Raw genomic sequence first — 12,136 nt, forward strand, 5'->3', positions numbered from 1 at the left:
CATGGCCGATGTCGTTGAATCTATGAAAGCCTGTGCGGTCAACCCGCTAAAGCTGAGCCAGCCGCTGGGCGCGAGCCTCGCGTTCCTGGGGCTCGATGCCTGCATGCCCGTGATGCACGGCTCGCAGGGCTGCACGTCGTTCGGCCTCGTGCTGCTGGTGCGCCACTTCAGGGAGGCGATCCCGCTGCAGACGACGGCCATGGACGAAGTCAGCGCGGTGGTCGGCGGCTACGAGAACATAGAGGCCGCGCTGCTCAACATCCGCGAGCGCGCTGCGCCAAAGGTCATCGCGATCTGTTCAACAGGCCTCACCGAGACCGAGGGCGACGACGTGGACGGCTATCTCGTTACCGTGCGCAAACGCAAGCCCGAACTCAAGGACACTGAGATCGTCTATGTGTCGACCCCCGACTATGTCGGCGCATTCGAAGACGGCTACCGGCATGCGATTACCGGCATCGTCACCGCGCTGGTCAAGGCGTTGCCAACGGTGGCCAATCAGGTGACGCTGCTGCCCGGCAGCCATCTGTCGCCTGGCGACATCGACGAACTTCGCGAGATCATCGAAGCGTTCGGCTTTGATGTCATTGTGCTGCCCGACATTTCCGGCTCGCTCGACGGCCATATCGCGCCGGACTGGCGCGGCACCACACTGGGCGGTACCACGCTCGCGGAGATCCGAGCCGCGGGTGCATCGGCATTTACGATAGGTGTGGGCGAGCAGACGCGCGACGGTGCCGAGGCATTGCATGCTATCGCCGGCACACCATTCGAAGTGTTCGGGCGGCTCACCGGACTCGAACCCAACGACCGTCTGTTGCACTTGCTTGCGCAGCGCTCAGGACGACCCGTTCCCGCGAAATACCGGCGTCAGCGCAGCCAATTGCTCGATGCGATGCTAGACGCCCATTTCTACACCGGAGGCATCAGGGTCGCAATTGGCGCAGAGCCCGATTTGCTGTTCTCGGTCGGCAGCATGCTGCACGAGATGGGCGCGCAGTTGCGCTGCTGCATCAGCACGACCCGATCGCCCGCGCACGCGTTGCTGCCCGCTGATCAGGTCGTGATCGGCGATCTCGAAGACATGGAGCGCGCCGCGGCGGACTGCGACCTGCTGATCACCCATTCGCACGGCAGGCAGATGGCGGAGCACCTGCAAAAGCCTCTCTTCCGGATCGGCATTCCGGTCTTCGACCGCGTTGGAAACGCACATCGACGCTACGTCGGCTACCGTGGCACGATGAACCTGATCTTTGAGATCACGAACCTGATGATCGAGCAGATTCCGCATCATGATCCGGGCGACTGGCCGTTGCCGCAGGCCGCTATCGATCTGGCCGCGCGCGGTCCGACGCGAAAAGCGAACATCCCTGCCTGACACACCTAAAGGAGCACACAGTATGAAAATCGCGTTCGCTACCCAGGGCAGGCAGTTCGTCGATGCGCATTTTGGCTGGGCAAGGGGCATCGTCACCTACAACGTCAAACCGGACGGCTACCAGTTCGTCGAGGTGTTCGACTTTGGTGGCAAGCTGGAGGAGGACGGCGACGAGGACAAGCTCGCGCCCAAGCTCGAAGCCGTCAAGGATTGCGCGATCCTGTACGTGGCCGCAATCGGCGGCTCGGCCGCGGCGCGAGTGGTTGCGCTGAAAATTCACCCGATCAAGGTGCTGCGGCCCGAGTCCATCGAGGAGATTCTCGGCAAGTTGCAACAGGTGCTGAAGGGCACGCCGCCGCCGTGGCTGCGCAAGGCGCTGGCGAAAGATGGCGAACGAGTATACGACTTTGAAGACGATGAGGTATCCCATGACTGAATCATCCGCAATTCCGTCCGAGGCCAGCGACGAAATGTTGCTGCGCGCACCGTTCGTGCAGCACCTCGTAAGGCAACTGCGCGCGCAGGATGCCCACGGCGTGTGGGACGGAAAGACCGACCTGCAACTGCTCAAGCCGTACATCCACACGCCCGAGGAACGCCGCGCGGTTCCGATCGTGGGCGACCCCGACCCCGAAACGCTGTGGCGGCTCGAGCTGTTCTATAGCGCGACTGCGGTGGCGATCGAGCGTGAGACCGGCCAAATGGTTTCGCCGATGATGAAGATGAGCAACGAGGGCTTCGGCCGCATGGTGTTGCTCGCGGGGCGGCTCGTTGTCGTCAACAAGCAGTTGCGCGACGTACACCGGTTCGGCTTCCCTTCGCTGGAGAAGCTCGCCGAGGCTGGCGCAAAGCTTCTCGGCGAAGCGGTCGAGCTGATCCGGACGTACCCCGCCGTCGCACAGTACAGTGCCTGAATGAATTGTGAGGGGGAGAGACGATGAGCACCGATGCCGATGAACTCAAGGCGCACCTGAAGAAACTCAACGCGCAAGCGACCCAGGCGAAGTTGGACCTGCACGACCTCTCAGAGGAACTCCCGACTAACTGGGAGAACATTCTCGCTGTCGCCCAGCGCTGCCATGACGCCCACGCCGCGCTGATGGCAGCCCGCAAGCGTGCCGCTGCAGCAGAGGCCTGAGCCAGTGAAGCCACGGAGCCACACCATGAGCGATACCTTCAGCGTTACGCTGCCGAGCGGCGCCACCTGGACGCCGACCTTCGTCACCAGGCTCGACGAAGAAAAATGCATTGGTTGCGGACGCTGTTTCCGTGTCTGTCCGCGTGGCGTGCTGCAACTCGTCGGGCTTGACGAGGACGGCGCGTACATCGCACTGGACGGCGACGACCAAGACGGAGACGACGAGTACGAGAAGAAGGTGATGACTATCGCGCATCGGGAACTGTGCGTCGGCTGCAGCGCGTGCGCGAAGATTTGCCCGAAAAAGTGCTACACGCACGCGGCGGCCTTTCTCCGAGAGATGACGCGATGAACGCCTATACAACCCTGATGGCGTGCGCGGTGGATGCGGGCGATCCCACCGTGCTGGCACTGGCCGGCGTGCTGGCAAGCGGGTTCGAGCACCACGGCGTCGATGTGCTACCGATGCGCGGACTGGACACCGATCAGACGCGCGCGATGCTCGCGCGCTGGTTCCCGGGTGCCGAGCCGGCGCTCGGTCTTAGGTGTGCGTTGTCGCCCGCCACGATGCCGCGCGATGACGAACTCGAAGATCTGGTGGCCTTGCTTAATCACTATGCCAATCCGCGCGCCGGCCCCGCAGACGAGGCGAACTGCGTCGCCCATGCCTTGGCCTGTGCGAGCCTTGGACAAAACCACCTTTGGCAAGACCTGCTTCTGCCATCGCGGCGCGAGCTGTCAGCGTTGATTGGCCACTGGTTTCCGCGGCTGGCCGCGATGAATACGCGTGACATGAAGTGGAAGAAGTTCTTCTACAAGCAACTGTGCGAGCGCGAGGACCTGTTCCGCTGCAAGGCGCCGAGTTGTGGCGTCTGTTCGGACCATGCGCTTTGCTTTGGAGCGGAGTAGGCAACAATGCCCGGCTCGGGCCCCCGTTGAGCAGGTGCGTCGCCGGTCCGCTTCGCCAAGCTTCTTCGGTGGATTTACAGTGAGAAGGCGCGGGACTCGCGTACGGAAGCTCATCGTTATGTATCCAGGCATTCAACCGAGAAAATCAAACCACAAACCTTACAGATCTATGGATTCGGTCCGACCTGCTGCGTCCCCGGGGCCCCGCCCTCGCTGTACACCGTGCACCCGGGCTTGCCGCCTGACGCTGCAATGGCCCGTTGCGGAGTCGCAGCAGCAAGGGCCGCGCGCCCGGGCATTGCCGCCCGCCTGCGTGCCCGCGCTGCCACAACCGCCGCACCCGTTACTCGCGATCTGCGACGAAGCGCGGTGGCGCGATCTGGCGCTGTACCATTTGCAGGGCCTCAGGCTTATGCCGCTGGTTGCACGCGTCGGTCACGGCTTCGATTGTATCGCGTCGCGGGTGGCCGACTTCGTGGTCGAGCCTTGGGGCGGGCCGCTGTATTGCGGCGAGCGGCATGCGCATCTGCAGGCGGACTCCGGGCCGCCGTTGCTGCTTGACGAAGAGGGCCGCGAACCTTGGCTGGTTCAACCTTGGCACGCGTTCAACGACATCGGTTTCCCGCCCGCGCTGCGCGCCGACTTCCGGGGCGGGGCGGACTCGCTGTCCGAGCGTCGGCTGGCGCCGCACGCTCGTCATGCCGGCCGGACCCGCTACACGTACGACACGGTGCGTAGCTCGTTTCTTGGGCCGGCAGCGGGCGAACGCCTCGCGGGCCATGCCACGAGGCGCTCGCCATGAAACCCATGCGGCCTGCCGTTGCCGTGAAGATGCGATCCGAAGCCCAGCCCGTCATGAATCAGAACCGCGGCACATGCCTTCCCGACAGCAGTGCTAGCCTGTCGCTCGAACGCGCACGGGCACATGTCGCGAGCCTGCAGCACGAATTGTCCGCGGTTGAGCAGGCGCTGCTCGATGGCCGCGCATTGACGCGTGCATTGAGCGGGCGTCGATGGGTTTATGTAGGAGGGCGGCCAAGCATCAACGCCGTGCTGCGTGCGCTGGTGGACGCGGCCGGAGGCGAGTTCGCTCATCACACCGGAACTATCGACGACGATGGCCGTGCCGAAGGCTTCGAGGCTTTGCTGCCAGGCGCCTACCGGGTGCTGTGCCCATTGGATCTGATCGACCCGGACTCGCTGGTCGCGCTGCGGCGGTTGTGCGCGCGTCACCGCACGCCGTGGTCCGCCTTGCGTTCGTCAAGCGTGACGAGCTTCATTGCGGGTGTGTTGCGGGCTCGGTCTGCCCAGGCACGCGGAGTGGTCGCAGCGTCGCGTTTCTGCCTGAGGCATGGCTGACGTCGTCATGACTTTGCATGTCGCGAGATGTGGGCGCAAAAGTTGCCTTTGACGTGGTCTTTCGGTCTTTCCACAAGAGAGCCTGCCATGTCGGATTCCGCATAACGCTACGGTCTTTTCCTCAACGTTGAGGACCCCGACGGCGACGCGCGCGATGCGCTGACGCAAACGGTGCGTAACGCGCCGACCGCCCGAACGTTCGGCTACCACGAGGTGTGACTCGCCGGGCATAACTACAGGTCGTACGCGAACAGCAGCGCGCTAGCGCTGCTGTTCGCGCCCACATCGCGACTCGTTTCCGTTGCCATATCGGGCTGCGGAGATATTGTCGGCGCATGGAGTTTGAAGTGACCACACCCGGAGGAGTCCAGGTGACCGCCCGGGATCAACGCGAACGGTTCGTGCATCCGCGCACGCGACTCACTTCGGGCTCGCGAATGCAAGCGCACGCTCGCACGCGGCGTCCAGTCGCTGATTGCCGAACTTCTCGCGCATAGAACGATGCCCTGCGCGCCACGCAGGTTCACCAGCACCGTGTCGTTGAACATCGCGACAACCAGCGCGGGACAGGATAGCCCGATCTCCTTGGCACGAGCCAGGCACCACTGCCGGTCGTGTTCGAGCCACGCCTGCGCCGCCGGCGGCTGGTGGTCACGCACCGTGTGGCGCTCGCCTGCCTTGCGCAGTCGCGGATGGGTTGCGATGAGTTCGTGCTGATGGAACAGTTGTACAACCGTATCGGTCGATCTGAGCCAGAGGCTCTCGCCAACCAGCGTGAACGGCACGGAGTACAGCGCCTTCCTGTAGACGACGTGTCCGTCCGTATGCACCTTGACTTTGCTCCAACAGCCAGCACCGGCGCAACGTCAGGCAAGCCGAATTCGACTGGTCCTTCAACCCGAAACTTCCGCGTCAGGCGTGTCTGGAGTTGTGAACGCTGACGTTCGTTTCGGCCGGCGAGAACGCGCTTCTCATCGGCAAACCGGGTACTGGCAAATCGCACATCGCGAAGGCCGTCGCCAACAAGGCCGTTCTGCAAGGCTACAAGGGCCAGTATCTGTAGACAGACGACTTCTTTGCGCGTTTCAGTTTCAGGCAGCCCGGCCAGCAGGAGAAACGTCTGCGCAACATTCTCGACTGCGATCTACTGATTCTGGACGACCTGTTTCTGTCACGATCGATTCCGGATGCCGCTGGTGCGCTACTGCAAACCCTCGTTCATCAACGATACAAACCACGCCGCAGCGCCATGGTCACGTCCAACCGCATCGTGCAGGACTGGGGCGCGTATCTCGGCGACAACACCATGAGTAGCACCATTCCGGTCGACTCATGCACCACTGGCACTCGCTCGAATTCGACGGCCGCAGTTACCGCCTGAAGGAAGCTGCCGAAACCCTTTGCGCGCAAAACCAAAGCCAGCTAAAAAACAACCTTGTCCTGCTGGCTGATGGAGCAATTTGCGCCACCACAAGTGCGGGAGTTTGAAGTGACCGTCCGGGTTGATAACACATTGTGTTTTCCCACTCATTCGTACCGGCCGTAGCAGCATCAAGACATCAGGCGTCGACGTAACAGCGCCACTGACAGGAAGAACGGCAACACCGTGCAAATGCAGAGAGCGCCAATATGCAGGGCAACAGAGCTCACCGGGCGTCCGAGCATCGGGGGACGGATAAGGTCGACGGAATGTGCCAGCGGTAAGAAGCGCGCTAGGTCACAAAAAACGGCAGGTAGCTTACTGATCGGGAAGATCACGCCGCTCAGGAGTACCATGGGCGTAAGAACGAGCGTTTGATAGAACACGAAGTAATCGTGACTGGGTGCAAGCGCCGCGAGGATCATCGCCAGACTCGCGAAGGCGAGGCCAGTCAGGGCGATGGCAGGCGTTGCGTAGAGAATGGATGACCACGCTGCATAACCCAGCACGGTGGCTACCACCATGACGGCAATGCCGGCAAAAAAGGCCCTGGTGGCGGCCCATGCCAGTTCACCGAGAACGATATCGCCGAGCGTGAGCTGTGTACAGAGGATCGCTTCCCACATGCGCTGAACATGCATGCGAGAGAAAGCCGCGTAAATCGTTTCGAAGGTCGCGGAGGTCATTGCGCTCGTCGCGACCATACCCGCCGCGAGAAACGCGATATAAGATGCGCCATCGACCCGACCTACCATTATCCCGAAACCAAAGCCGAGACCGAACAAATAAATCATAGGATCGGCAAGGTTACCGAGAATCGAAGCAAACGCGACTTTTTTCCATGCCAGATAGTTGTGGCGCCACACTGCAACCCAGTTCCACAAATTCGTGGGCAGGGCCGCTGTATAAAACTCTCTCATCGTTCACTCCTTCATCCCGCGCCCGGTTAACTGCAAAAAGACATCCTCGAGATTTGCTGGTCGCTGTAAAAGGCGCAGCCCCGTTCGCCCGCGCAACTGCATGCACACCCGTTCCGGATCGGACACATAGCAGAAGAGGGTCTCACCACTGACCTCGATACGCTGCGCGTGCGGCGCAATCAACGTGCGCAGCTCATGCGGATTGCCGCCGTGGATCTCGACCACGTGGCTCCCGATCTGTTCTGCGATCAGCCTGCGAGGCCCGCCTTCGGCGATCTTTCGACCCTCCTCCAGCACACACAGTCGGTCGCACAACCGTTCGGCCTCTTCCATGAAATGGGTGGTCAAGAGGATCGTGGTGCCGCGCGCCAGCAGGGAACGCAGCCGTTCCCAGATCAGGTGGCGAGCATGCGGGTCGAGACCCGTTGTGGGCTCGTCCATGACCAACAACTGTGGATCGTTGATCAGCGCGCGAGCCAGCATCAGCCGCCGCTTCATGCCGCCGGATAACTCGGTGACGCGCGCGTTGACCTTGCTTTCGAGGCGGGCGAATTCGAGCAGCGATGGCACGACCGCTTCAATTTCACGTGTGCTCATGCCAAAGTAGCGGCCAAACACCAGAAGGTTCTCGCGCACGGTGAACCCCGGCTCGAGGTTGTCGAATTGCGGCACTACGCCAATGCGCATACGTGCCGAGCGAGCGCGAGCCGGCACTGGCTCCCCGAGCACGATGATCTTGCCTGCGTCGGGCGGCGCCATGCCGAGAACCATACGCACCGTCGTGCTCTTGCCCGCGCCATTTGGCCCTAACAGGCCGAAGCACTCTCCAGGCGCAACGCTGAACGACAATCCGTCGACTACGATCTTGTTGCCATATGACTTCCTTACGCTAGCGAAGCTGATTGCTGCTTTGGACATGGGGATAAGAAGGAAAATTACGCGTTCGTCTTGGAGAAAAAGAAGCCGTTCTGCCGCCGCGGCCCGATTGAAAACGCCCTGGCCGATAGAAGATCCTTGCCTGCCATGCGGACGAGTTACTCACAATGGAGTACTAGGATTCCGGTGAATGCACACGCGTTGGGAAGGCGCCAATTGAGCCATTGCATGAGACGATCGCACTCAAGCGGACCACTGCCGATGGTGGGCGGTTCTGGGTTGGCGCAAGGGTCGAGGTCCTATATGTACGATTAACTAGTGTCATGAGTTAGAAATTCGTTGAATTGTCCAGATCGCTGTTTGGCGTTTCATAACTATCCTTGTCCAACGAGGACGCGATAACGGAGACATTTCAGTGGTTCCCTCCAAAGCACGCATCTGCGGCCTCAGCCGGCGACAGGCCGCAGTGGAAGTAGCCTCGGAGACGTTTTATGATCGTCGCATCAGGGTGAAACGGCGGCCGCACAAGATTCGCTGCGACGGCTGCATCGTACCAGGCACACGTCCACACCTCCAGCTCCCGAGCGTGTTCGAGCGTTAGCGGTTCCGACTGATCAGGCATTTTTTGAACTCCACTCATTCCTGGACTTGCCAGGTGTTAGATCAACCCGCAGATGCCTCAATCGGGCTGCACTCCTAGGAAACACTCATCGCCGGACGCTTGGGCTCAGGCGGGAACACGCACCAAGTGCCGTCGTGATGGCGGAAGAAGAAAATTGCAAACGAACCTGCAGGTCTCGATGCCTCGACGCAGATATACCCTCTCGCACTCGAGCTTGTCCGACTGAATCGGGTTATGCGAACCGGCATCGCCGGCGTTGGCGCGAACCATTTTTCGACCAGCGTACGCAAAGACTTCTCCGCCTTTTCCATGGGTCTCCCCCTCAAACTCGAGCCCGGTGCAGCTGACGTGGCTTGCTGCGATCGCCATCGCGCAGCTTGCGCCACCAGAAATTCGATCACTTCGCGCGATCCGCAGGGGACTATCTTGACGACGTGCCGATGGACAACATGACGCATACCTTGTATGCGAATTTCTAACTCAGGACACTAGTTGCCATCGAATGCTTCGTCAGACGTTGTTAACGTTGAGGACTCACACGCGTGATCCGGTCGACCGTGCGGAGTCGCCACTCTTGACGCTGAAGTCATGTTCGGCTTCGTAATCGGATCCGGAGTATCGGGCTGCTTTTCTCGAATGTTCGATACGTTGCCTGAATAGCCACGCGACAGCCAATCGCTATTGCTCAATGTGCACAGCGCATAGGCTTTCAGCGGGAGCAAGAGAAAGAGGTTAATTGGTGTGTGAAGAGAAAAGCCAAGAAATCGAATCTGGCGAGCGCGAACCGATGCTACGCTACAGCGGATCATGGTCAATGATGCGATTATCAGAACAGTCCACCACGGCACCGTCGCTGTCAATGCGAGCTGCGCGAGCCCCGCTAGAAGCGATAAGGCGAGAAATAGCGAGCCCAGATTCAGTCCGATCACGTCCAGCGTAAGGTAGCGATCGAGACGGGGCAGCAGGCGCAGCGAAAGCAACGTGTCCCGATAAGTACTGCGCGCCCAGCGCAGTTGTTGGCGCAGATACGCCCCCAGTCTGTCCGGAACGACTGTCGCCGCAATGGCGTCCGGAACGTACTCGGTCCGATAACCTGCGGTCAGCATGAGAATCGTGAGATGGCGGTCCTCGCCGAAATCGCTCGGTTTCCCGCGAAAAAACTGCGTCTCGTACTGGTCTAATAGCAACATAAGCACGGACCGTCGGTACATGGTACACGGACCGCAGCAACACATAACAGCGCCGAAGCGAGCCTGTGCCGCGCGCTCTTCGTTGCAAGCCAACCAGTACTCCATATCGATCAGGCTGGTTAGCCAAGTGTCGCTCCGGTTGCTGGCCGTCAACTGCCCCATGGCGGCGCCTATCTTCGTGTCTCGCATTGTCAATACGAGCTTCTTGACCACATCGGGCGCCAGCGTCGTGTCCGAGTCGACGTTGAGTACCAGTTCGCCGGACGAAGAACGTATCGCGGCGATCTGTGCCTTTCGCTTTCCCATATTTTGGGGAAGCGTAATGAAGTTGAATCTCGGGTCGCGTGTGTAGGCATCGTATACCGGCCTTACGGCGTCGAGATTGGTCGAACCATCATCAACCACATAGACCCGCAGTTCTCCGGCGTAGTCCTGGGTTGCGATGGACTCCAGGCACGCCGAGAGTGTGCGCGGTTGCTCGTTAAAGCACGGCACGATGACGTCCACGGCCGGCAGAAGGTTGGAGTCGGCGGCATTGGGCGACTTCGGCGGGCCACTCGTCGGTAGGCCATGGAGGGCCTGTGCGCTTTTGTAAACAGTCGAGAGTAGTGCATACAACAAAACCGGGGCAGTGCTGATTGTGGCAATGGCATTCATAGATGTCGGTTTGTTCAGTGTGGTTGGGGTAGTGAACTGATTACAAATCCGCGGTCATGCAGTGCTGAAATCAGGCGGGAAAACGCCATGAGGGACTGGTCGCGCAGCCCAGCATGAAAGCACCGTGCCTGACTCGCCGGGAGGACATCCGTCGTTCAAGAGCACAATTGCGCCCGGCCGGACGGAGGCCAGCACCGTGCTGACAATCGCATCGACGCCGGGCGAAACCAGTCACGCGGGTCTACCGACCTGTCAAGAGCCGCCAGCCCCGCCTTTGTCGCTTCAGCGACCACTTCGTCCGTCCATATTCAGTAAGGGGCACGGGTTCGATAAGCTTAGGCGGCGTGTCGAGAGATACGTCCAAAACTGCGGGCATCACGGCGACATGCCTAAATCCGTCGTACTACTTAGTTTATAAATGTGAAGTATTGATCAATCGACTTCGCTTTCCAGTTCCGCAACGACGGGTCTCACTGTGCAACACAAAGACTGATTTGTAAAATCGATTGTGTTGATGCCTTTCATCTATAACGCGGATACGTCGAGAAATGGAAGCAGTAAAGCTGACAATGACCGACGGCGTCAGTGTGCCGAAGCGGCGCGTCGATTGTCGATTTCGATGAAGACGTTGGCGAACTGGGTTTGTTCCGCAAGGGACGGCAAGCTGGAGAACGTCGGGCAAACTCAGAAACCACAGACGGAGATCGAGGCGGAGTTAAGCCGGGTCAGGCGAGAGTTGGCAGAAGTGAAGATGGAGCGCGGATCTCTTAAAAAAGTTCGCAACGTACTTTGCGAAGGAGTCGCGGTGAAGTACGGCGTAATTGAGCAGATGCGACAACATTACCCCGTGCCGCCGATGTGTCGATTCCTGGGCGTGTCCGCCAGTGGCTACTACGCCTGGCGCAAACGGCCGCTGTCGTTGCACGATCAGCAAGAGCCTCGGCTCGAAGCGCAGGTGCGAGCGGCTCACGAACGGACTCGAGAAACGTTTGGCCCGAAAAGGCTACAGAAGGACCTGGCGAACCACGGCGTCCAGATTGGCGTCCACCGAATCAAGCGATTACGGGCAAAGCTTGGTCTACACTGCAAACAAAAGCGTAAGTTCAAAGCGACGACCAATTCGATGCAAGACCTTCTAGTCGCACCCAATATTCTGGACCAGGACTTCAGTGCAAGCGCTCCGAATCAAGCCTAGTGCGGTGACATTACCTACATCGCAACCGATGAGGGATGGCTGTATCTGGCCGGCCTCAAGGATCTGTATAGCGGAGAGATCGTCGGCTATGCTATGAGCGAGCGCATGACAAAACAGCTGGTAATGCAGGCGCTGTTTCGCGCTGTCGCGTCGCACCGACCACCGGCCGGTCTGATACAGCACACGGATCGTGGCAGTCAGGGCGGATTCAACCGGTCGTCGCAACACCTTTGATCAAGGAGGTGTTGCATGGAACGAAGTGCAAAGCAGGTGTATCGGTTGACAGGGCGAGAGGCGATGTACTCGCCGGGTGCGCCATCACTTGGACATGTGATGAAGCGCTATCGTGGCGGCATGCCACTGGATTTGCCCCCGTACCTCCGGACACCGCCTCACACTTGAGTTGATAAATCGTTCCTGCGCCTGAACTCGCGTGGCGAGCGGTACTTCAATGCGCTATGAGGGTGGTGCT

Annotated in this window: 12 protein-coding genes and 2 pseudogenes; 10 read left to right on the top strand and 4 right to left on the bottom strand. The window is 60.2% G+C overall.

The features are described 5' to 3' along the window. Position 1 precedes the first annotated feature (1 nt). From nifN to JMY24_RS36100, 8 genes are all read left to right on the top strand, one after another. On the top strand, positions 2 to 1,378 hold the full coding sequence (gene nifN / locus JMY24_RS36065; protein ID WP_128598508.1) for a nitrogenase iron-molybdenum cofactor biosynthesis protein NifN: 1,377 nt from the start codon (positions 2 to 4) through the stop codon (positions 1,376 to 1,378). Positions 1,379 to 1,400: 22 nt separating this feature from the next. Beyond that, on the top strand, positions 1,401 to 1,814 hold the full coding sequence (gene nifX / locus JMY24_RS36070; RefSeq protein ID WP_128598509.1) for a nitrogen fixation protein NifX: 414 nt from the start codon (positions 1,401 to 1,403) through the stop codon (positions 1,812 to 1,814). Beyond that, positions 1,807 to 2,292: a NifX-associated nitrogen fixation protein gene (locus JMY24_RS36075; protein WP_128598510.1), complete on the top strand. Its 486-nt coding sequence runs from the start codon at positions 1,807 to 1,809 to the stop codon at positions 2,290 to 2,292. The genes nifX and JMY24_RS36075 overlap by 8 nt, the downstream gene beginning before the upstream one ends. A 23-nt stretch (positions 2,293 to 2,315) precedes the next feature. Beyond that, a complete protein-coding gene (locus tag JMY24_RS36080; protein WP_128598511.1) occupies positions 2,316 to 2,516 on the top strand; it encodes a CCE_0567 family metalloprotein in 201 nt (66 codons plus the stop codon). A 25-nt stretch (positions 2,517 to 2,541) separates the two neighbouring features. Then, positions 2,542 to 2,868, top strand: coding sequence for a ferredoxin III, nif-specific (gene fdxB / locus JMY24_RS36085; RefSeq protein ID WP_128598512.1), 327 nt, complete (start codon positions 2,542 to 2,544; stop codon positions 2,866 to 2,868). Continuing rightward, positions 2,865 to 3,425, top strand: a complete 561-nt coding sequence (locus JMY24_RS36090; protein ID WP_128598513.1) for a nitrogen fixation protein NifQ — start codon at positions 2,865 to 2,867, stop codon at positions 3,423 to 3,425. Before fdxB ends, JMY24_RS36090 begins: the two co-directional genes overlap by 4 nt. 313 nt (positions 3,426 to 3,738) lie before the next feature. Beyond that, a complete protein-coding gene (locus JMY24_RS36095; protein ID WP_328809332.1) occupies positions 3,739 to 4,227 on the top strand; it encodes a globin family protein in 489 nt (162 codons plus the stop codon). A 53-nt stretch (positions 4,228 to 4,280) separates the two neighbouring features. Beyond that, positions 4,281 to 4,784 (top strand): DUF2325 domain-containing protein, encoded by a 504-nt coding sequence (locus tag JMY24_RS36100; protein WP_236597715.1) that lies wholly within the window; start codon positions 4,281 to 4,283, stop codon positions 4,782 to 4,784. Positions 4,785 to 5,017: 233 nt separating this feature from the next. Here the strand turns inward: JMY24_RS36100 and JMY24_RS36105 are convergent, their stop codons facing one another. Next, positions 5,018 to 5,614 carry a Mu transposase domain-containing protein gene (locus JMY24_RS36105; protein WP_413231303.1) on the bottom strand — a complete coding sequence of 199 codons (597 nt, stop codon included), beginning with the start codon at positions 5,612 to 5,614 and terminating at the stop codon, positions 5,018 to 5,020. A gap of 44 nt (positions 5,615 to 5,658) precedes the next feature. Between JMY24_RS36105 and JMY24_RS36110 the strand changes: the two are divergent. After that, positions 5,659 to 6,272 (top strand): annotated as a pseudogene (locus tag JMY24_RS36110) (ATP-binding protein); the annotation flags it as partial. A 63-nt stretch (positions 6,273 to 6,335) separates the two neighbouring features. On the opposite strand, the gene JMY24_RS36115 reads toward JMY24_RS36110, so the two are convergent. The 3 genes from JMY24_RS36115 to nodC all read right to left on the bottom strand — a co-directional run bounded on the left by JMY24_RS36115 (position 6,336) and on the right by nodC (position 10,469). Further along, positions 6,336 to 7,124 (bottom strand): ABC transporter permease, encoded by a 789-nt coding sequence (locus tag JMY24_RS36115; protein WP_201703903.1) that lies wholly within the window; start codon positions 7,122 to 7,124, stop codon positions 6,336 to 6,338. A 3-nt stretch (positions 7,125 to 7,127) separates the two neighbouring features. Then, positions 7,128 to 8,042 carry a nodulation factor ABC transporter ATP-binding protein NodI gene (gene nodI, locus JMY24_RS36120; protein ID WP_128598615.1) on the bottom strand — a complete coding sequence of 305 codons (915 nt, stop codon included), beginning with the start codon at positions 8,040 to 8,042 and terminating at the stop codon, positions 7,128 to 7,130. Positions 8,043 to 9,110: 1,068 nt separating this feature from the next. Continuing rightward, positions 9,111 to 10,469, bottom strand: a complete 1,359-nt coding sequence (gene nodC, locus JMY24_RS36125; protein ID WP_201703905.1) for a chitooligosaccharide synthase NodC — start codon at positions 10,467 to 10,469, stop codon at positions 9,111 to 9,113. Positions 10,470 to 11,017: 548 nt separating this feature from the next. Here nodC and JMY24_RS36130 point away from each other — a divergent pair. Further along, positions 11,018 to 11,865: pseudogene (locus tag JMY24_RS36130) on the top strand (IS3 family transposase); the annotation flags it as partial. Positions 11,866 to 12,136 lie beyond the last annotated feature (271 nt).

It is taken from the genome of Paraburkholderia kirstenboschensis (assembly GCF_904848585.1).
GTDB lineage: Bacteria > Pseudomonadota > Gammaproteobacteria > Burkholderiales > Burkholderiaceae > Paraburkholderia > Paraburkholderia kirstenboschensis.

Coding starts and splice junctions, on each gene's coding strand:
- JMY24_RS36090 (WP_128598513.1), top strand. CDS start 2,865: ATGAACGCCTATACAACCCTGATGGCGTGCGCGGTGGATGCGGGCGAT.
- JMY24_RS36075 (WP_128598510.1), top strand. CDS start 1,807: ATGACTGAATCATCCGCAATTCCGTCCGAGGCCAGCGACGAAATGTTG.
- nifX (WP_128598509.1), top strand. CDS start 1,401: ATGAAAATCGCGTTCGCTACCCAGGGCAGGCAGTTCGTCGATGCGCAT.
- JMY24_RS36100 (WP_236597715.1), top strand. CDS start 4,281: ATGAATCAGAACCGCGGCACATGCCTTCCCGACAGCAGTGCTAGCCTG.
- nodC (WP_201703905.1), bottom strand. CDS start 10,469: ATGAATGCCATTGCCACAATCAGCACTGCCCCGGTTTTGTTGTATGCA.
- fdxB (WP_128598512.1), top strand. CDS start 2,542: ATGAGCGATACCTTCAGCGTTACGCTGCCGAGCGGCGCCACCTGGACG.
- JMY24_RS36080 (WP_128598511.1), top strand. CDS start 2,316: ATGAGCACCGATGCCGATGAACTCAAGGCGCACCTGAAGAAACTCAAC.
- JMY24_RS36115 (WP_201703903.1), bottom strand. CDS start 7,124: ATGAGAGAGTTTTATACAGCGGCCCTGCCCACGAATTTGTGGAACTGG.
- nifN (WP_128598508.1), top strand. CDS start 2: ATGGCCGATGTCGTTGAATCTATGAAAGCCTGTGCGGTCAACCCGCTA.
- nodI (WP_128598615.1), bottom strand. CDS start 8,042: ATGTCCAAAGCAGCAATCAGCTTCGCTAGCGTAAGGAAGTCATATGGC.